The following is a 20,314-nucleotide window of genomic DNA, read 5'->3' as shown; positions in this document are numbered from 1 at the left end:
AATGATGGCTCCTGCGGACGTTGCCAGCTGAGAACGCCGGCTATCCGCATTCGGGCTCAAGAAGACGAGCCACCCGGCGCTGAAGTTCGGGCACGACCTCACTTTCGAACCATGAGTTGCGACGCAACCACAGGTTATTCCTGGGGCTCGGGTGAGGCATCGGCAGAACGTCCGGCCAATATTCCCGCCAGTGCTGAACATTGGCTGTTACTGACTTACGACAGTCAGGAAGGTGCCAGGCATGGGCATACTGCCCAATAACCAGCGTAAGCCCAACATGCGGCAGACGATCCAGCAGCAGGTTACGCCAGGCTGGCGCGCACTCCGGCCGCGGCGGAAGGTCGCCGGACTTGCCTGTGCCCGGATAGCAAAATCCCATCGGCAGGATCGCGAGCTTCTGCTCGTCATAGAAGGTATCCCGGGTAACCCCCATCCATTCTCGAAGCCGATCGCCGCTGGGATCGTTGAAGGGTAGCCCGGTTTCATGCACGCGCCTGCCCGGAGCCTGCCCGACTACGAGAATTCCGGCGCTTTCAGATATCTGTATGACCGGCCTCGGCCCGCGTGGAAGAACGTCGGCGCAAATCGTACACGCCCGCACGCGCCGAACCAGGTCATCGAGGGGAAGCCGGGAAAGGTCCTCTGTCATGAGCGTTCCGTTATAAGGGTGATTGCATATACCGTCATTTCCCGTAACGATAGAGGCACAATCACGACACAACAAGTCTCGAAGGAAACATCATGAATGCGAAAGCAGGCTCTCTCCCGCTGCCGGAAATCGATATCGAAGAGTTCCGGAAAGTTGTTCGCACGCGCCGCTCCATCAGGCGCTTCACCGATGAGCCGATTCCTGAGGCAGTGCTTGAAGATTGCCTGGAACTGGCAACCCTGGCTCCCAATTCCAGTAACCTTCAGCCCTGGGAATTTTTCGTTGTTCGCACTCCGGAGCTCAAGGCAAAACTCGCCCACGCCTGTCTTGGCCAGAATGCAGCGAAAACCGCCGCTGCGCTGATCGTAGTGGTTGCCCGACCGGATAGCTGGCGGGCTCATGCACGGCAAGCGCTGGAGGACTGGCCGGAAGAAAAACTGCCGCCGATCGTTGAAAAATACTACCGCAAAGTCGCCCCCATTCATTACAACCAGGGACCGCTCGGTATTCTGGGTTTAGCGAAAAAAGCGGCAGGCCTTGCGGTGGGAATTACCCGGCCGGTGCCCCGGGGGCCCTACTCCAATTGCGAGATGAAAATCTGGGCTACCAAATCCACAGCTCTGGCTGCCCAGAACCTGATGCTCGCGCTCCGGGCCCACGGCTATGATTCCTGCCCCATGGAGGGTTTTGACGAGCATCGCGTTAAGAAGCTGATTAATCTGCCAGGGAAAGGACTGGTAACCATGGTGCTGGCAGCAGGCCGACGGGCAGAAAACGGCGTGTATAACCTCCAGTACCGTTTCGATCAGCGCCAGCTGGTGCATTACCTCTAATCCGGCAAGGGCAATCCGGCGTCATACCTCCGGATTACCCAATGCCTCAGCAGCCCCCAGCAGACCGGTGTAGGGCTCACTGACCACGTAAACCGGTGTAAATTCCAGCAGCGGCCGCATTCTTCCTTTATCTTCGAAGCCGTTACGGAACGGGCTTTCCAGAAAAAACTCGAGGAAGCGCGGCAGGATTCCGCCGCAAAGGTAAACCCCGCCGGTGCTCCCGAGGGTCAAAACCCCGTTGCCGGCTACCCGGCCCAGGATTTCACAGAAGTGGCGCAGCGTGTGATGAGCCAGGCTATCGGTGTTTGCTACCGCAGCCGCGGTGATTTTCTCCGGTGCATCCAATGGAGCGGCCACACCCTGAATTTCTGCGTGGGCCTGATAGAGATTGAGGAGGCCCTGGCCACATAGAATCCGCTCTACCGAAACCCGGCCAAATCGCGCCTTCAGAATCCGAAGAACTGCCATTTCGGTTTCATCTGTCGGGGCGAAATCCACATGGCCACCTTCAGTCATCAGAGGTACCCAGCCATGCTCGATGGGCACCAGGCCTGAAACACCGAGCCCGGTTCCAGGACCCATAACCAGTCGTGGTCGACGGCTGTCACCCGGGCCGCCACAAACATGAACCAGATGGTCGTCCGCAACGTGGGGGACGCCGAGGGCCATAGCGGTAAAGTCATTGATCACCTTGAACCTGGACCAGCCAAACTGTGCCCGGACTTCTTCGGTATCAAAACGCCAGTGGTTGTTGGTCATCCGAACCTGGGTACCGCGAACCGGCGAGGCAACTGCCAGGCAGGCCCCATCCACCTCCGAAACCCCAACCCGAGCCAGGTAATCTCGCACGGCGTCATCAAGATTCGTGTATTCCCCGCACGGGAGAACCTCGATAGCACGAGGCTGCACGTTGCCCTGCTCTACCAGGGCAAAACGCGCATTGGTGCCGCCAATATCGCCGACCAGTGAGTACTGCGCTGCTGTCATGCCTCATGATTCCAGAAAAAGCTGGCCCCTTCCTCGGGATTGCTGGCAGCGCGACGCATCCAGCCAAACAACTCCCGACCGTAGCCGTGATGATAACCGGTCAGGTCGGCTTTTTCAGATTCCCGGCCGGCGAACTCCTGTTCATCCACGCGGATGGCAAGAACACCGCTTTCGGCATCCAGACAGACCGGATCACCATTCTTGACCTTCGCCAGGGGACCGCCATCCAGTGCCTCCGGGTACACATGGATCGCCGCGGGTACCTTGCCCGACGCGCCGGACATCCGACCATCGGTCACCAGGCCCACCTTGAACCCGCGATCCTGCAACACGCCAAGGTAGGGGGTGAGCTTATGCAGTTCCGGCATGCCATTACTCTTCGGGCCCTGGAAACGGACGATCACAATGCAATCCCTGTCCAGGTCGCCAGCCTCAAAGGCTGCCTTGAGTTCGTTCTGGTCGTTAAACACCACGGCCGGTGCTTCAACTTTTCGATGTTCCGGGGCAACGGCAGAAACCTTTATGACGCCACGACCAAGATTGCCATCAAGCACCCTCAGCCCCCCATCCGGTGCAAACGGTTCCGCGACCGGGCTGAGTACATCCGGGCGAAGGCTTTTTTCCGGCGACGGCTTCCACACCAGCTTCTCATCCACCAACTCCGGCATCTCGGTGTAGCGCTCCAGACCATAGCCAACCACCGTGTTCACGTCATTGTGCAGGTACCCACCGCTCAGCAGCTCTCTGATCAGGAACGGGGTTCCGCCGGCCTCGTGGAAGGCATTCACGTCTTCCTGTCCGTTGGGGTAGATCCGGGTCATGGACGGAACCACGGAAGAAAGCTCGGCATAGTCGTTCCAGTCGATGATGATCCCCGCGGCTCGGGCAATAGCGATCCAGTGAATGGTGTGATTGGTGGAACCACCAGTAACCAGCAACGCCACCAGGGCATTGACGATGCTCTTTTCATCAACCATGTCGCCCAGGCCGAGCTCGCCACCGTGAGGCTTCGACAGTTTGATCACCTGCTCGGTCGCAGCACGAGTTAGCTCATCGCGCAGCGGCGTATTGGGATTTACAAACGCCGACCCCGGCATGTGCAGACCCATGACCTCCACCAACAGCTGGTTGCTGTTGGCCGTGCCGTAAAACGTACAGGTGCCCGGGCTGTGATAGGACTTGCTCTCGGCCTCCAGCAGTTCGTCCTTGCCAACCTTGCCCTCGGCGTAAAGCTGGCGAATCCGCTGCTTTTCCTTGTTCGGCAGCCCTGAAGGCATGGGGCCTGCAGGAACCAGGATGGTGGGAAGGTAGCCAAAGCTCAGCGAGCCAATAAGAAGGCCCGGCACAATCTTGTCACAGATACCCAGGAGCAGCGTGGCATCAAACATGTTGTGACTCAGGGCCACGGCGGCACTCATCGCGATGGTGTCCCGGGAAAACAGGCTCAGCTCCATACCCGGCTGGCCCTGGGTTACACCATCACACATGGCGGGCGTGCCACCGGCCACCTGAGCCACGGATCCCATGCCCCGGGCCGCATCCCGAATAAGATCCGGGAACTTTTCGTAGGGTTGGTGGGCCGAAAGCATATCGTTATAGGCCGTTACCATGGCCACGTTGGCCTTGTTCATGAACTTCAGGGTGTCTTTGTCGCCCTGATTACAGGCCGCAAAACCGTGGGCCAGATTGCCGCAGGACAGAGAACTCCGGTGCGGGGATTGGGCTTTGAGAGCATTCATGCGGTCCAGGTAGTCCTGCCGCGTTGAGCGACTGCGCTCGATAATTCTCTGGGTAACCTTGTCTACGGTCGGGTGCATGGTGGGCTCCATTGCATGATTTATTAGAGTGGTCGCTTTTAGACGTAATTTTACTTCCTTTTTTTGGTATTTCCACCGTTGAATCGTTCATTTCTTCTTTTTTTGTTGTTATATTTACTACATTACTAAGGTTGAACGAACAAAAAACGACCACCCAAGGAGTCAGACGATGACAATCCGCATCGCAATCAACGGTTTTGGCCGCATCGGTCGCAATGTTCTCAGAGCATTGTATGAAAATAACTACCGGAGCCAGCTCCAAGTTGTTGCTATCAACGACCTTGGCGACGCCGAGACCAACGCCCATTTGCTCAAGTATGACAGCGTTCATGGCCGATTTAATGCCGACGTCAGTCACGACGCCGAATCCCTGACCGTCAACGGGGACAGGATTGCCATTACCGCTCTTCGCAATCCCGAAGAACTGCCCTGGAACGATCATCGTGTTGATGTTGTTTTCGAGTGTACCGGCCTTTTTACCAAACGCGACAAGGCAGCGGCACACCTGAAGGCCGGCGCCCGCAAGGTCATCATCTCGGCGCCCAGCCCCGATGCGGATGCAATGATCGTTTACGGTGTGAACCACGAAACATTGACCGCCGACCACGACATCATTTCCAACGCGTCCTGCACCACGAACTGCCTGGCACCGGTTGTTGAAGCCCTGCAAAAGACCATTGGCATCGAGAGTGGCCTCATGACCACGATCCACTCCTACACCAACGATCAGAAGCTGAGCGACGTTTACCATTCCGATCTCTATCGGGCACGCTCTGCCACCCAGTCGATGATTCCAACCAAGACCGGCGCTGCCGCCGCCATTGGCAAGGTTATTCCGGAGCTCGAGGGCAAACTTGATGGCCTGGCGGTTCGGGTACCCACCATTAACGTATCACTGGTGGATTTCGGCTTCATTGCCAGCCGGGAAACAACCGCAGACGAAGTGAACGAAGCGGTCAAAGCAGCCGCCGAGAAAAGCCCGGTTCTTGGCTATAATGTGGAGAAACTGGTCAGCGTCGACTTCAATCACAACGCGCTGTCCAGCATCTATGACGCCAACCACACCCGCGTTCTGGGTCGTCACGTAAAAGTCATGGCCTGGTACGATAATGAATGGGGCTTCTCGAATCGCATGCTGGATAATGCCCTCGCCCTCATCAAGGCCGGCCAGTAAATCTGGCCGTTTCGGCTGATTCCGCTACTCTGTTCGAGACCATTTTTAAGAATCAAAGGACACCAACCATGCTCAGGCGTACCAAGATTGTCGCCACCCTCGGCCCGGCCACCGACTCACCGGAATCCCTCGCGGCTATTATCGCCGCCGGTGTGGATGTCACCCGACTCAACTTTTCCCACGGCAGCGCCGAAGAGCACATCGGCCGAGCCCGCCGCGTTCGAGAAGCCGCAGCGGCTCAGGGTCGGTTCGTCGCACTGCTGGCCGATTTGCAGGGCCCCAAGCTGCGCATCGCACGGTTTTCGGAGAACAAGGTCACCCTCAAGGCAGGCCAGACGTTCATACTGGATGCCGCTATGGACAAGGAAGCGGGTACCGAAGAACGTGTTGGTATTGACTACGAGCAGCTGATACAGGATGTGGAACCAGGAGACATTCTGGTTCTGGACGATGGCCGCATCGAGATGGAAGTTCAGTCGGTCAGCGACCACAGCATCACCTCCACCGTTCTGATCGGCGGCCCGCTCTCAAATAACAAGGGTCTGAACAAGCGCGGGGGCGGCCTGTCCGCCGAGGCGCTGACAGAAAAGGACAAGCAGGACATCGTCACGGCCGCCAAATTGGGCGCGGATTACGTGGCCGTCTCTTTCGTCCGCACCGCCGAGGATATGCACATCGCCCGGCGCCTGCTGAAAGAGGCAGGCTCCGACGCCGGTCTGGTCGCAAAAATTGAGCGCGCGGAACTGGCCGACGATGTGGAAGCCCTGGATGCGGTAATCGAGGCATCCGATGCGGTCATGGTTGCCCGTGGCGACCTGGCCGTGGAAATCGGCGACGCCCAGCTGGTTGGCGTACAGAAGCACATCATCTCCCGGGCCCGCGTGCTTAACCGTGCGGTAATCACAGCCACGCAGATGATGGAGTCCATGATCACCAGCCCTATGCCAACGCGAGCCGAAGTCTCAGACGTTGCCAATGCGGTGATGGACTACACGGATGCGGTGATGCTGTCTGCGGAAACCGCTGTGGGTGATTATCCGAAAGAAGCCGTGGAAGCCATGGTTCGGATCTGCCTGGGTGCAGAGAAGCATCCGTCCATGCACCAGTCCAAGCACCGGATTCACGAGAGCATGGAAGCGGTGGACGAGGCCATTGCCCTGTCGGCCATGTACGCGGCCAATCACCTTGAGGGTGTCTCGGCCATTATCTGCATGACCGAGACGGGTGCCACACCGAGGTTGATGTCCCGCATCAAGTCAAGCCTGCCAATCTTTGCGTTTTCGCGCCATCACTCCACTCAGCATCGAGTTGTCATGTTCCGTGGCGTTCAGACGGTTCCTTTCGATTCAGCGAAGATTCCGAACGAGCGGACCAATGCGTTGGCGGTGTCGGAATTGGTGAACCGTGGGGAGGTCAAGGACGGTGATCTGGTGGTGATTACCAAGGGTGATTATGTGAATGCCCAGGGTGGTACCAATACCATGAAGATTGTTCGGGTTGGGTCGGATATTCGCTGATTGTAAGCCTTCTTTCCAGCCCTTAGTCGATTGGCGCATGGCCTTTTAGCCTGCGGCAATGTGCGAATCGGCAGTGGGGTCTCCCTTTCCAAAAACCGCTACGAGCACATCCATGTGCGCTTGGCTGTGGCCATCCCTGGCCACAGACATTTTTGGAAAGGGAGACCCCACTACCTCCTTCAGAATGTTGCAGTTATCTCAATCTGACTGCTTCTCGAATATTAAGACAGTAGGATGTAGGTCGGATTAGCCGCAGGCGTAATCCGACGGACGTCTCTTGGCTTTCCGAGATTGATTGTCGGATTACGCCTGCGGCTAATCCGACCTACGAAGTTACGACGAATACTCGCGTTATCGGTAGTTTTGCCAAGCCCTGCCCCAAAGAGCGAAAACTCCCAAGAAGCAGGCTACGCGGGCAATTAACACAATCAGAGGTCAGCGAGGCTCCCCCGCGCAATCTCCGTAACCTGCGACCAGTCTTTAGCCGCCACCACATCCGCAGGGGTCAACCAGGTGCCACCAACGGCCTGGACGTTGCCCAGGGCCAGATAGTCTGCCGCGGTGTTGCGGCGGATGCCGCCGGTGGGGCAGAAGGTGACGTCCGGGAATGGTCCGCTGAAGGCTTTGAGGGCCGGGATGCCGCCGGCGACTTCGGCGGGGAAGAATTTGAAGTCGCGGTAGCCGAGATTGTAGCCGACCATCAGTTCAGAGATGGTGGCAATGCCCGGCAACAGCGGGGCTTCGGAGGTTACGCCGAATTCGAGGATGGCTTCGGTCACACCCGGGGTGATCACGAACTGAGCGCCCGCGGCCTCTACCTCGCGGTATTGGGCAATGCTGGTGACGGTTCCCGCTCCGACCCACGCATCCGGGATGGCCTTGCGGACTTTTTCGATGGCTTTAAGGCCGTGTTCGGTCCGCAGGGTGATTTCCAGGACGTTGATGCCGCCATCAACGAGCGCCTGACACAGCGGCACGGCGTCTTCGAGATCTTGAATAGCGATCACAGGCACCAGGGGTGAGGATTGCAGTACTGCCCTGACGCGCTCACGATGGTAATCGGAAAGTTGGTTCATGATTTTCTCCATAACAAAGGTCAGGCGTTTCAGGGGCTCCAGAACACCTGGAGGCCAGGCTTCAGGAAAGCTCTGATGGGCATTTCGAGCACCTTGTCCGGTTCGGACATGGCCCGCTCGAGCGTATGCAGCTTGTCCTCGCCCTTCAGATGCAAGGCGGTGAAGCTGGCATCTCTGAGTGGTGGCCAGGTCAGGGTGATGCGTTTTTGGGGTTGCGACACGGGCGTGGCGGCCGCAACGATTTCCTGACATTCCGGATCCATGGCACCCTCCAGCTCCGGTGCGTCCGGGAACAGCGACGCCGTGTGGCCGTCGTTGCCCATGCCCAGAATAAGCACGTCGATGGGCAGGGCCAGATCCGCTAGCTCGGCCTTCACCCGCTCAAGCCCCTCGGCAGGCGTAGCGCCGGGCTGTTTGAGGGACAGGAAGCGGGCCGACGCAGCCTTGTTCTGCAGCAGATGCTCGCGAACCAGGCGGGTATTGCTGGCGTCGTCGTCTTCATCCACCCAACGCTCATCCGCCAGCAGAACGTCTACCCTGCCCCATTCCAGATCCTTGCCCGAGAGCGCCTTGAAAAATGGCAGCGGCGTAGAGCCTCCGGATACCACCAGGCTCGCCCTGGGCGCCTCTCTCAGGCGGACAGCCAGGAACTCGGCGACCGCATCCGCAAGATTCAAGGCCACGCTCTCGGGCGTTTCTCCTGAACGGTCGCTGACCCCCTCTGGCAAGCGAAGATCAAACATCTTCATACCAGCTCCTCCCGTCCCGGGTAATCATGGCAATGGAGGCAACTGGCCCCCAGGTTCCAGCGGCGTAGCGCTTGGGTGGTTCGCCGCTGTCTTTCCAGTTCTGGATAACCTGGTCTACCCAGCGCCAGGCATATTCCACCTCATCCCGGCGGACAAACAGGTACTGGTTGCCCTTCATCACCTCCCACAGCAGACGCTCATAGGCGTCGGGAATTCGGTCGGTGGCAAACGTCTCTGAAAAAGTCAGCTCCAACGGGCCCTGGCGAAGGCGCATGCCCTTGTCGAGACCCTGATCCTTGGTGAGAATCTTCAGGGCCATGCCCTCGTCCGGCTGCAGACGGATGATCAACTTGTTGTTGGCCAGGTGTTTCTGGTCCGGATCAAAGATGTAGTGCGGCGCAGGCTTGAAGTGGATGATAATCTGCGACAGTTTCTCGGGCAGGCGTTTGCCGGTACGGATATAGAAAGGAACCCCGGACCAGCGCCAGTTGTCGATCTCGGCCTTGAGTGCCACAAAGGTCTCGGTGGCACTGCCCTTGTTCGCACCCTCCTCTTCGAGGTAGCCGGGTACCGGTTTGCCGTTGCTGGTCCCGGCCGTGTACTGACCGCGCACAACATAGCTGTCCATCATGTCCGGCGTTACCTGCTTCAATGCCTTGAGCACTTTTACCTTTTCATCGCGAATGCTGTCGGCGGATAGATCCGAGGGCGGGTCCATGGCAATGAGGCACAACAGCTGCAGCAGATGATTCTGGATCATGTCGCGAATCTGGCCGGCCTTGTCGAAATAACCCCACCGGCCCTCAATGCCAACACTTTCAGCAACCGTAATTTCCACGTGTGAGATGTGGTTCTGGTCCCACTGGGAGGCAAACAGGTTATTGGCAAAACGCAGAGCGATCAGGTTCTGGACCGTTTCCTTGCCCAGATAATGATCAATACGGAAGAGCTGGTTCTCGTTGTAAACCTCCCCCAGCTCATCGTTGATAACCTTCGACGACTCCAGATCGTGACCGATCGGCTTCTCGACCACCACCCGTGTCTTTTCGGTACAGCAACTCGCGGAACGCAGGTTCCGGGCTATGACGCCATACATGGACGGCGGGGTTGCCATATAAACAATAAGCTGATTATTGGCGTCATCACGCCACTCGTTGAGCACACCGAAAGCGTCGGGTTGGTTAAAATCCAGAATCTGGTAATCAACCCGCTTCAGAAAGGACTTGGCCAGCTCGGCATCAAACTCTTCCGGCTTTACATGCTGCTTCAGCCTGTCAAACAACTGCTGGCGCACAGTCTCGGTATCGGCCTCTGTGCGGGCAATGGCAAGCACCCGGCTGCCATCGGCCAGAAGGTTGGCGCGCTCCAACTGGTACAGCGCCGGAAACAGTTTTCGCTGGGCAAGGTCACCCAACGCTCCGAATAGCATCAGGTCACAACGGGTGTTGATCTTGTTGACCATTGGTTCCTTCTCTCTGGTGGGCAGTCCGTCGCAAAAACTCGACGACAGGACTCAATGTAGTAATTTTAAACAAATAATGACATCCAAGAATCGATTTTCCAAGAAAAAACTGCATTTTGTGATACTTTTACTACCCCAAAACCGGTAAAAAAGCGGTATAATCACCGCGTTTTCAAGACAACGACCGCCCATGATTCAGGGAGTACCATTGATGGCCGCGAACCAGGCGCACCGTGACGACAATCTGCTTGAGGACATCCAGTCCAGGCTGGAGACCCTTAACAAATCTGAGCGGAAAGTGGCCGAGGCCATTCTCCGCGATCCAAGTGCAGCCACCCGTTACAGCATAGCTGCCCTGGCCCGCGCCGCCGACGTCAGCGAACCCACAGTCAACCGTTTCTGCCGTGGCTTTTCAGCCACAGGCTTTCCGGATTTCAAGATACGCCTGGCGCAGAGCATTGCCACCGGCACCCCCTATATCGGACAGAACGTAGAGCCGGACGACACCGTTGCCGAATTCGCCGACAAGATCATGCTCAGTACCATTGCCAGCCTGGATAAAGCACGGCAGGCGCTCGACCCGAAAGCTCTGGCCACCGCGATCGATTACCTGATCCAGGCCAAGCAGATCAACTTCTTTGGCATGGGCGGCTCTGCTGCTGTGGCTATGGACGCCCAGCACAAGTTTTTCCGCTTCAATATCCCGGTTATGTCCTACGACGACGCTCTGATGCAGCGCATGGTTGCGGCCGGCGCAAATGTGGGTGATGTTATCGTGCTCATTTCCTACACGGGCCGCACCCGGGAAACCGTGGATATCGCGCAACTGGCGCGAGCCAACGGTGCTACTGTGATTGGCATCACCAACCCCGATTCCCCCCTGGCGGAAAGCTGCACGGTGGTGCTGGGCGTCACCGCTCCGGAGGACACTGAAGTCTATATGCCAATGTCCTCTCGCATCATTCACCTGAGCGTTATCGACATCCTGGCAACCGGGGTAACCCTCAAACGCGGCGCAGATTTCCTCGGGCACCTCAAGAAGATCAAGGAAAGCCTCAAGCCTACCCGCTTCCCGCCTATCTGAGCCTCAGTGTCACAATAGAAGGGGGACGCAGATACAAGAAAGCCCGGGCAGTCGCACCGGGCTTCTCGTTGCTCGCACGGCGCCATTCGGCGCCTTTTTCATGAGGCGGATATCAGGGTCTCTCGACCTCCGCACGATTTCGCAGGAACTGCTGATAAGCGGCGTATTCCCTTTGCCCTTCAAGAGATGCCAGGAATTCGCGAAGCTGGTTCAGTTCGGCGCCATCTTCTGAGACCTGCCCGTCCGTGACCGCGTCCAGCGCAATCACCGCGGCAGAATCGGCCGTCACAGCTTTGCCAAACCGGGCGCCATCCGCCGGGCGCGGCAAAGAAAACACCTGCTGCAGAATGGCGGGACCTGCCTCGGAGGCATTCCTTGCCAGCCCTTCATAGCTGGACCACTCACCGAAACCCTCAAGACTCTCGCCTGACTCAAGGTCAGCGATAATCGTGTCAGCCCTCTCAGAAAGAGCTTCCCGTGTCTTGCGCTGCTCCAGCGTCGCCCGGATCTGAGCGCGAACCTGATCCAGCGGCAGCTGCTCGGCCTCATGGTATTCGCGAACCCGCGCGACAACGGACACATTGTCACCAACATCAATCAACTCGGTATTGTAGCCGGCTTCCAGCACATCCTCGGAGAACAACTGACGTACCAGACCGGCGTGGTCGAACGGGGCCTGGCCACCGTCACGGGTAACGCCGCTGGCCTCGCGCACCTCAAGCCCGAGCTCTTCGGCAGGGCCGGCCAGATCATCGGCGGCATACGCGGAGTCGGCAAGCTCTGCCCGGACTTCTGCAAACTGTTCACGGGCTTTTTCACGGGCCAGCTCACGACGTAGCTGGTCTTCCATTTCGTCCAGAGACGGCACCTCTGACTCCCTGACATCCTCCAGGCGAATAAGATGAACCCCGAAAGACGTTCGAACCGGCTCGGAAATTTCACCTTCCTCAAGGGCAAACAGAGCGTCCTCGAAGGGCTCGGCGTAAATTCCACGACCGGCATAGCCCAGGTCGCCGCCGTCCTCGGCCGAAACGGTATCAATGGAATACTCCCTCGCCAGGTCAGCAAAGGACTCCCCGGCCGCCAGACGTTCCTGGATCGTTGCCATGGTGTCGTCCGCGTCACTGCCCTCTTCGATCAGGATGTGGGACGCCCGACGCTCCTCACTGGCCAGATCAGAGGCCTGCTGCTCGTAGTAGGCCTGAAGCTCCGCATCGTCAATTTCAATGCTCTCGGCAAGGGCACCCAGCGAAAGCGTGATGTAGGCAGCGTCTACGCGCTCTGGCTGCTGAAACGCACCTGAGTTCTCTTCATAGAAGGCTTCAACGTCCGCATCAGTAACCGATACCGTGTCCGCCACTGCGCTGGCAGAAATATCCAGCACCCGGAAACTGCGTGTCTGGTTCTGAATCTGGAGCAGCTGCTCGGCATTCTCATCGGCGACCAGGCCACTCTGAACAATACCTGCACGGATCTGGTTTACCACATATTGCTTTCGCATGGCCTCGCGAAACTCGCCTACGCCCATGCCCATATTCCGGACTGTGGCCACAAAGCGGTCGCGATTGAACTGGCCGTCCACCTGGAACTGCGGCATCTGGGTAATCAACGCATCGATATCAGCATCATTGAGTTCCAGTCCCTGAGCGTTGGCATCCTGAATCAGGACCTGCTCCTGGATCAGAGAATCCAGCACGTCTGTGCGAATCTGGTCTTCGTCAAGCATCGAGGGGTCCGGGTTTTCCATTCTGGACAGCCGACGCTGGCTCTCCATCTGGACCACGCGGAGAAACTCCCGCTCGGTAATATCCTCGCCGTTGACGGTTGCCACCTCGGGCTCGCCGGAGAAGCCGCCAACAATGGCGTCCATCCCCCAGATGGATAGCGACACAATGAGAAGACCAATGATGACCTTGGCGATCGTGCCCTGGGCATTGTTCCGAATATCTTGAAGCATGTTTCTCCCGGATCCCTGTTCAAGGTGGTGCAGTGTTATTCGTTTCAGCGCGCGGCGACGGGCGGACCTAACGTAAAAAGGCGCACCCGGTGTGGAATGCGCCTTGAATTCTTCTTGGGTGGCTTCCTGCGACAGAAGCCACCGGAGAAAGAACCGTTACTTAACGGCGTCTTTCAGGGCCTTGCCTGCTTTGAACCCAGGCACTTTGGAGGCCGGAATCTTGATCTCGGCACCAGTCTGCGGGTTACGACCAGTACGAGCAGCACGCTCTTTAACGGAGAAGGTACCAAAACCGATCAGAGTTACCTGATCGCCTTTTTTCAGGGCACCGGTGATGGAGTTGGTCATTGCGTCCAGAGCACGGCCAGCGGCGGCTTTGGAGATATCTGCGGACTCTGCAATTGCATCGATAAGTTCGGACTTGTTCACACTAAACCCCTTCGATTTCAGGTTGAAGATGTTATAGGTTGGTTTGTTTTTTCTCGGACGTTCTCGACTATCGCATAAGCGGTCGGAGAATTCCATTCTTCACTTTTCTTATTCCTTTCGGCTTTAAACCGGCATTCGGAATAGGCACTAACTGCGCGGGAGCCCTTGGTATTGGCTGCTTCACGGCGAAACAGTTATACCAATGGGCTCTCAGGCATGTCAACAACTCATCAAGGCTTTAATGTGTATTTATGCGCTCTGCCCCGTCGCCTTCTTCATCACGCGGCTTGCCAGAACCCGTTTCCGGAGAGGAATCCTCGGTCCTGGGCTCGGGTGGGTAGGCCAGTGCAATATCCAGCACTTCGTCAATCCACTTCACCGGGCGAATCTCCAGCGATTCCTTGATGTTTTCCGGTATCTCTTTGAGATCCCTGACATTTTCGTCCGGGATAATCACTGTCTTGATGCCACCGCGATGCGCCGCAAGCAGCTTTTCCTTCAAGCCACCGATGGCAAGAACGCGGCCACGCAGGGTAATTTCACCGGTCATCGCAACGTCGGCACGAACCGGAATCTTGGTCAGTGAAGAAACCAGCGCTGTGCACATACCGATACCGGCACTGGGGCCATCTTTCGGTGTCGCACCCTCCGGAACGTGCACGTGAAGATCGTGCTTCTCGTGGAAATCATCAGCAATTCCAAGGCCGGGTGCCCGGCTACGTACCACCGTCAACGCCGTCTGGATGGACTCCTGCATGACATCACCCAGAGAACCGGTCTTGACGACCCGGCCCTTGCCCGGCGTGAGGGCGCACTCAATGTGCAGCAATTCGCCACCCACCTGGGTCCATGCCAGACCGGTCACCTGACCAATCTCGTTCTTTTCCTCGGCGAGGCCGTACTTGAATTTCTTGACCCCCGAGTAATCTTCGAGCATGTCCTGCGTGAGGGTGACCGAGACCTTCTCTCCACTCTCCACATGGTCACGTACCACCTTGCGGCAGATCTTCGCAATCTCGCGCTCCAGACCACGCACACCCGCTTCACGGGTGTAATAGCGGATCAGGTCGCGAAGGGTGTCCTCTGGCAGTTTGAGCTCGTCCTTGCGCAGGCCGTTGGCCTTGATCTGCTTGGGCAACAGATACCGCAGCGCAATGTTGACCTTCTCGTCCTCCGTATAACCCGGGATACGGATGATTTCCATCCGGTCCAGCAGGGCTGGAGGAATATCCATGGAGTTGGAGGTACACACGAACATCACATCAGACAGATCGTAATCCACTTCCAGATAGTGATCATTGAAGGTGTGATTCTGTTCCGGGTCGAGAACCTCCAGCAATGCTGAGGCCGGATCACCACGATGGTCCATGCCCATCTTGTCGATTTCATCGAACAGGAACAGCGGGTTCTTCACGCCCACCTTGGACAACTTCTGCAGAAGCTTGCCCGGCAAGGCACCAATGTAGGTTTTCCGGTGGCCGCGGATCTCGGCTTCATCCCGAACGCCGCCGAGGGCCATGCGGGTGTATTTCCGGTTGGTAGCACGGGCGATGGACTGCCCGAGAGAGGTTTTACCAACACCGGGAGGCCCAACCAGGCAAAGAACCGGGCCTTTGACCTTCTTCACACGGCTCTGAACCGCAAGGTACTCCAGAATACGCTTCTTTACCTCATCCAGACCGTAATGGTCCCTGTCGAGGATTTCGCGCGCTTTCTCTATGTCGTGACGGACACGGCTGCGCTTCTTCCAGGGAATGGCCAGCATCCAGTCGATGTAACCACGTACCACGGTCGCTTCCGCAGACATCGGCGACATCATCTTGAGCTTGTTCAGTTCCGTTTCGGTCTTCTTGCGGGCTTCTTCCGGCAGTCCGGCTTCTTCGAGCTTCTGCTCGAGTTCCTCGAAGTCGTTGTTGCCCTCACCCAGGTTACCCATTTCCTTCTGGATGGCCTTCATCTGTTCATTCAGATAGTACTCGCGCTGGCTGCGTTCCATCTGCTTCTTCACGCGGCCACGGATGCGCTTCTCAACCTCGATCAGGTCGATCTCGCCATCCAACTTGCCCAGCAGCAGGTCCACGCGCTTGCGGATATCCAGCGCCTCAAGAAGCTCCTGCTTTTCCGGAATACGCATTTCCAGGTGAGCGGCCATGGTGTCGGCCAGGCGCTCAAGCTCTTCAATACCGGTGAGCGCATTAGAGACTTCGGAAGGGACCTTTTTGGACAGTTTCACGTACTTCTCGAACTCGTCCATCAAGGCCTTTACAAGAACCTCCTGCTCGCGATCTGGCAGCCCTTCTTCATCCATCAGGACAGCGCCGCCAGACAGGTACTCACCCTCGGAAATATCGCTGATGGTGGCTCTAGCGTTGCCTTCTACCAGCACCTTGACGGTGCCATCGGGCAGGCGAAGCATTTGCAGGACCGTAGCCAGGGTGCCCATATCGAACACATCCTTCGGACCAGGCTCATCAGTAGAGGCGTCTTTCTGGGCTACCAGGAGGATTTCCTTACTTCCTTCCATCGCGGCTTCCAGAGCCTGAATGGATTTTTCTCGGCCCACGAAAAGCGGGACCACCATGTGCGGAAACACCACTACGTCACGCAGCGGGAGCAGCGGGTATTCTTGCACGGCATTTTCGGGTATACGGGTCATTGGGAATCCTCTGACGGTATTTACTTCAGCATATCACCCTTCATTGGGGCGCCCGCAAAAATTGCAATCTTTTTACCAAACGAAACAGGGCGGGAATATCGCGATACAAAACGCGAAAAGGGGCGTTGCCGCCCCTTTTCATTTCAACCGCTAACCTAGACTCAATCCTCGGGCACAGCCTTGGCGTGATCACTGCTGGCGTAGATCTTGAAGGGCTCGGAGTCCCCGCTGATCACGCTCTCGTCGATCACCACTTTGGTCACGTCATGCTCAGAGGGAATCTGGTACATCGTATCCAGAAGCGTCGCCTCCATAATGGAACGCAGACCACGCGCGCCTGTCTTCCGCTCCATAGCCTTGCGGGCGACAGCCCGAAGCGCATCGTCGCGAAAATCGAGCTCGACCCCTTCCATATCAAACAGTTTCTGGTACTGCTTGGTAAGAGAGTTCTTGGGCTCGGTCAGGATCTGCACCAGCGCCTCTTCATCAAGTTCGTTGAGGGTTGCCACTACCGGCAAACGACCAACAAACTCCGGAATCAGACCGTATTTCACCAGATCCTCGGTCTCGACGTCCTTAATAACGTCGCCGGTGTTCTTGGCATCGTCCTGGCTGGCCACCGAAGCAGAGAAACCAATGCTGTTCTTCTCGGTACGCTCGCGAATCACCTTGTCCAACCCTGCAAAGGCACCACCGCAGATAAACAGCATATTGCCGGTATCAACCTGCAGAAATTCCTGCTGCGGATGCTTGCGACCACCCTGCGGCGGAACCGACGCAACGGTACCCTCGATCAGCTTCAACAGCGCCTGCTGAACACCCTCACCCGAGACATCCCGGGTAATCGAAGGGTTGTCAGACTTGCGGGAGATCTTGTCGATCTCGTCAATGTAGACAATGCCCCGCTGGGCCTTGTCTACATCGTAATCGCATTTCTGCAGAAGCTTCTGGATAATGTTTTCGACGTCTTCACCAACGTAACCGGCTTCAGTCAGCGTAGTGGCGTCGGCGATCGTAAAGGGCACGTTCAGCATCCGCGCAAGAGTCTCGGCCAGCAAGGTCTTGCCACTACCGGTCGGACCGATCAGCAGAATGTTACTCTTGCCCAGTTCAACATCGCCCTTTCCTTCTCCGTAACGGAGACGCTTGTAGTGGTTGTAGACCGCCACTGACAAGACCACCTTGGCGCGATCCTGACCAATCACGTATTCATCAAGGGTATTGCGGATCTCGGCCGGTGTAGGAAGGCGATCGCTCGGCTCTTCCTGTGCATTCTCCTGGATTTCCTCCCGGATAATGTCGTTGCACAGGTCGACACACTCGTCGCAGATGAAAACCGAGGGCCCTGCAATGAGCTTTCGGACTTCATGCTGGCTCTTTCCACAAAACGAGCAGTAGAGCAACTTGCCGTTATCGTCGCCCCTGCCGTTTCTTTCATCTGCCATTGAAATACCTCTGATCTCGTTTTGCCGGCGTCACTGCCTGATACGCCGGCCAAGTATGATGCGATTACTTCCAGTATTATTTATTCGGTACGCGCTTATCAAGTATTGAATCAATCAGCCCATACTCTTTCGCCTGAGCCGGATCCATGAAGTTGTCACGGTCCGTATCCTTGGCGATAGTCTCAAGATCCTGACCGGTATGATGGGCCAGGATGGAATTCAGGGTATGCCTGATCTTCAGGATTTCACGGGTGTGAATCTCGATATCCGTTGCCTGACCCTGATAGCCACCCAGCGGCTGGTGAATCATCACTCGGGAGTTTGGCAGACACGCCCGCTTCCCGGCAGCACCACCAGCCAGCAGGAAGGCACCCATGCTGGCCGCCTGGCCAACACAGAGGGTGGCTACATCCGGTTTGATGAACTGCATGGTGTCGTAGATAGACATGCCTGCAGTGACCGAGCCGCCCGGGCTATTGATGTACAGATGGATATCCTTGTCCGGGTTTTCAGACTCAAGGAACAGGAGCTGGGCAACGATCAGGTTCGCCATGTGATCCTCGACCGGACCGACCATGAAGATAACCCGCTCTTTGAGCAGACGGGAGTAAATGTCGAACGACCGCTCGCCGCGAGCTGTCTGCTCGATAACAATCGGTACCAGTCCGGAATTGGTAACCATTGCGGGACCATCGATTGGTTTCTGCGTCATGATGCGCCTGAACTCCTTATGGACAATGGGTCGTGGACTCGCGCCACGGCAGTTTCAATAATGTTGCACCCCATACTTTGCCAGCAGCGGCCCCAGATGAAAACAGCCGGGCATGCCGGCTGTTCTCGGGGTCGGCCTTCGGGACCGGCTTCTACTCCGATCCCGGGCAAAATCAGCGCTGGGGCTGACCGGCCTGAACGGCCTCTTCGTACTTGACCTTTTTCTCTTTGACCTCGGCCTGCTCCAGCACATGGTCAACAACTGCATCTTCCAGGACTGAAGACTCAATCTGGGACTTCTGCTCCGGATTGCTGTTGAAGTGTGCAACAACTTCCTCAGGCTGTTCATACGTAGACGCGATCTCCTGGATCTTTTCGTCTACCTTCGCCGGGTCGGCTTTCAGGTCGTTCTTCTTGACCACTTCCTGGAACAGCAGGCCGGTCTTCACGCGGCGCTCAGCTTGCTCCTGGAAAATTTCCTTCGGCAGCTGCTGGAAATCAACCTGGCCGCCGAAACGCTGGACGGCGTCCTGACGTAGACGATCGATTTCCTGGTCAACCAAAGCAGCCGGAATATCCAGCTCCGTGGTTTCCAGCAGTCCGTCAACAACGTCGTTCTTGACCTTGTTGGAGACCGCCTGCTTGAGCTCGCGCTCCATGTTCTTTTTGACTTCTTCACGGAAAGTCGCTTCATCTTCGGCATCGATACCGAACTTCTTGAAGAATTCGGTGTCGAGTTCCGGCAACTGCGGCTCTTCGACCTTGTGAATCTTGATCTCGAACTTGGCCGGTTTACCTGCCAGATCTTCGTTGTGGTAATCCTCCGGGAAGGTAACCTCGATTTCCATGTCTTCGCCGGCCTTACCACCAACGATGGCCTTCTCAAAGCCTGGAATCATCTGATCAGAGCCCAGGGTCAGACGATGGCCTTCAGCGGCTCCACCTTCGAATTCCTCACCGTCTATGAATCCTTTGAAGTCAATGGTCAGCACGTCCTTGTTCTTGGACTTGCGCTTGACTTCTTTCATCGTGGCCTGCTGACGACGCAGGTTGTCGATCATGTTGTCGACGTCTTTATCGGTGATCTCGGAGGTCAGCTTTTCAACAGAGATCTTGCTCAGATCGCCCAGCTCGATTTCTGGCAGTACTTCGAAGATGGCGACGAATTCGAGATCCTTGCCCTCTTCCATGGTCTTAGGCTCAAACTTCGGCCAACCTGCCGGATTGATATCCTGTTCCTGCAGTGCCTTGATGTAGTTGTCGCGCATAACCTCGCCGACGATTTCCTGACGGACGCTGTCACCGAAACGACGCTTGACCACGCTCATGGGCACCTTACCCGGACGAAAACCGTTAAGGCGCACGGTACGCGCGGTTTCCTGCAGGCGTTTCTGAACCGCCTGATCGATTTCTTGGGCGGGCACACCAATCGTCATGCGACGCTCGATGTTGGAGGTCGTTTCAACAGACACTTGCATGGAAGATCCTCAAATTACAGGTTCAGTATGTGAATGAATTTAAAATAAAAGTCCGTTTCCGGGCGAATTCCCGCAAAAGGACCGAAAATTAAAAGGCGGTAGTTTATCACGGTTTGACCCGCTGAGAGAATCACCAGCTACAGACGGCATCGTTGGATTCTTATCACACCGCTTTATCATCCGGAAAAAGAGATGGGGACTAAAATCAAAAAAGAAAGGGGCGGAAACCCTCAATGCCCCAAGGTATGCTCTTGGACCCTTCCATTAGCCACAAAAAAACCCTCTCAGGG

Annotated in this window: 16 protein-coding genes; 4 read left to right on the top strand and 12 right to left on the bottom strand. The window is 56.8% G+C overall.

From position 1 onward, the window contains the following. Positions 1-40 precede the first annotated feature (40 nt). Complete coding sequence (locus ACWJ62_RS05015) at positions 41-649, bottom strand: uracil-DNA glycosylase family protein (RefSeq protein ID WP_449285184.1); 609 nt, start codon at positions 647-649, stop codon at positions 41-43. A 92-nt stretch (positions 650-741) separates the two neighbouring features. On the opposite strand from ACWJ62_RS05015, the gene ACWJ62_RS05010 reads away from it, so the two are divergent. Then, a complete protein-coding gene (locus tag ACWJ62_RS05010) occupies positions 742-1,482 on the top strand; it encodes a nitroreductase family protein (protein WP_449285183.1) in 741 nt (246 codons plus the stop codon). A gap of 21 nt (positions 1,483-1,503) precedes the next feature. On the opposite strand, the gene ACWJ62_RS05005 is transcribed toward ACWJ62_RS05010, so the two are convergent. Together ACWJ62_RS05005 and edd are read right to left on the bottom strand one after the other, a co-directional pair. Continuing rightward, positions 1,504-2,469 (bottom strand): glucokinase, encoded by a 966-nt coding sequence (locus ACWJ62_RS05005; protein WP_449285182.1) that lies wholly within the window; start codon positions 2,467-2,469, stop codon positions 1,504-1,506. After that, a complete protein-coding gene (gene edd / locus ACWJ62_RS05000) occupies positions 2,466-4,286 on the bottom strand; it encodes a phosphogluconate dehydratase (protein ID WP_449285181.1) in 1,821 nt (606 codons plus the stop codon). Before edd ends, ACWJ62_RS05005 begins: the two co-directional genes overlap by 4 nt. A gap of 169 nt (positions 4,287-4,455) precedes the next feature. On the opposite strand from edd, the gene gap reads away from it, so the two are divergent. Both gap and pyk read left to right on the top strand, forming a co-directional pair. Then, positions 4,456-5,460 (top strand): type I glyceraldehyde-3-phosphate dehydrogenase, encoded by a 1,005-nt coding sequence (gap, locus tag ACWJ62_RS04995; RefSeq protein WP_449285180.1) that lies wholly within the window; start codon positions 4,456-4,458, stop codon positions 5,458-5,460. A 68-nt stretch (positions 5,461-5,528) separates the two neighbouring features. Then, positions 5,529-6,977, top strand: a complete 1,449-nt coding sequence (pyk, locus tag ACWJ62_RS04990) for a pyruvate kinase (protein WP_449285179.1) — start codon at positions 5,529-5,531, stop codon at positions 6,975-6,977. Positions 6,978-7,405: 428 nt separating this feature from the next. On the opposite strand, the gene ACWJ62_RS04985 is transcribed toward pyk, so the two are convergent. The 3 genes from ACWJ62_RS04985 to zwf are packed head-to-tail and all read right to left on the bottom strand — an operon-like array spanning position 7,406 to position 10,264. After that, entirely contained in the window at positions 7,406-8,053 is a 648-nt protein-coding gene (locus tag ACWJ62_RS04985; protein ID WP_449285178.1) for a bifunctional 4-hydroxy-2-oxoglutarate aldolase/2-dehydro-3-deoxy-phosphogluconate aldolase, read from the bottom strand. 29 nt (positions 8,054-8,082) lie between these two features. Further along, a complete protein-coding gene (gene pgl / locus ACWJ62_RS04980; RefSeq protein ID WP_449285358.1) occupies positions 8,083-8,796 on the bottom strand; it encodes a 6-phosphogluconolactonase in 714 nt (237 codons plus the stop codon). Further along, positions 8,789-10,264 carry a glucose-6-phosphate dehydrogenase gene (zwf, locus tag ACWJ62_RS04975; protein ID WP_449285177.1) on the bottom strand — a complete coding sequence of 492 codons (1,476 nt, stop codon included), beginning with the start codon at positions 10,262-10,264 and terminating at the stop codon, positions 8,789-8,791. The genes pgl and zwf overlap by 8 nt, the downstream gene beginning before the upstream one ends. A gap of 211 nt (positions 10,265-10,475) precedes the next feature. Between zwf and ACWJ62_RS04970 the strand changes: the two genes are divergently transcribed. Then, positions 10,476-11,348 (top strand): MurR/RpiR family transcriptional regulator, encoded by an 873-nt coding sequence (locus ACWJ62_RS04970; RefSeq protein WP_449285176.1) that lies wholly within the window; start codon positions 10,476-10,478, stop codon positions 11,346-11,348. 112 nt (positions 11,349-11,460) lie between these two features. On the opposite strand, the gene ACWJ62_RS04965 is transcribed toward ACWJ62_RS04970, so the two are convergent. The 6 genes from ACWJ62_RS04965 to tig all read right to left on the bottom strand — a co-directional run bounded on the left by ACWJ62_RS04965 (position 11,461) and on the right by tig (position 20,024). Next, on the bottom strand, positions 11,461-13,305 hold the full coding sequence (locus ACWJ62_RS04965) for a SurA N-terminal domain-containing protein (RefSeq protein ID WP_449285175.1): 1,845 nt from the start codon (positions 13,303-13,305) through the stop codon (positions 11,461-11,463). 156 nt (positions 13,306-13,461) lie between these two features. Continuing rightward, positions 13,462-13,734, bottom strand: coding sequence for an HU family DNA-binding protein (locus ACWJ62_RS04960; RefSeq protein WP_008174603.1), 273 nt, complete (start codon positions 13,732-13,734; stop codon positions 13,462-13,464). A gap of 238 nt (positions 13,735-13,972) precedes the next feature. After that, on the bottom strand, positions 13,973-16,390 hold the full coding sequence (gene lon / locus ACWJ62_RS04955; RefSeq protein ID WP_449285174.1) for an endopeptidase La: 2,418 nt from the start codon (positions 16,388-16,390) through the stop codon (positions 13,973-13,975). Positions 16,391-16,551: 161 nt separating this feature from the next. Beyond that, entirely contained in the window at positions 16,552-17,835 is a 1,284-nt protein-coding gene (gene clpX, locus ACWJ62_RS04950; protein ID WP_449285173.1) for an ATP-dependent Clp protease ATP-binding subunit ClpX, read from the bottom strand. A 76-nt stretch (positions 17,836-17,911) separates the two neighbouring features. Then, positions 17,912-18,547 (bottom strand): ATP-dependent Clp endopeptidase proteolytic subunit ClpP, encoded by a 636-nt coding sequence (clpP, locus tag ACWJ62_RS04945; protein WP_039882061.1) that lies wholly within the window; start codon positions 18,545-18,547, stop codon positions 17,912-17,914. A 172-nt stretch (positions 18,548-18,719) separates the two neighbouring features. After that, complete coding sequence (gene tig, locus ACWJ62_RS04940; RefSeq protein WP_449285172.1) at positions 18,720-20,024, bottom strand: trigger factor; 1,305 nt, start codon at positions 20,022-20,024, stop codon at positions 18,720-18,722. Positions 20,025-20,314 lie beyond the last annotated feature (290 nt).

This window comes from Marinobacter sp. PE14, assembly GCF_053566155.1.
This window is presented reverse-complemented; position numbering and strand designations above follow the sequence as displayed.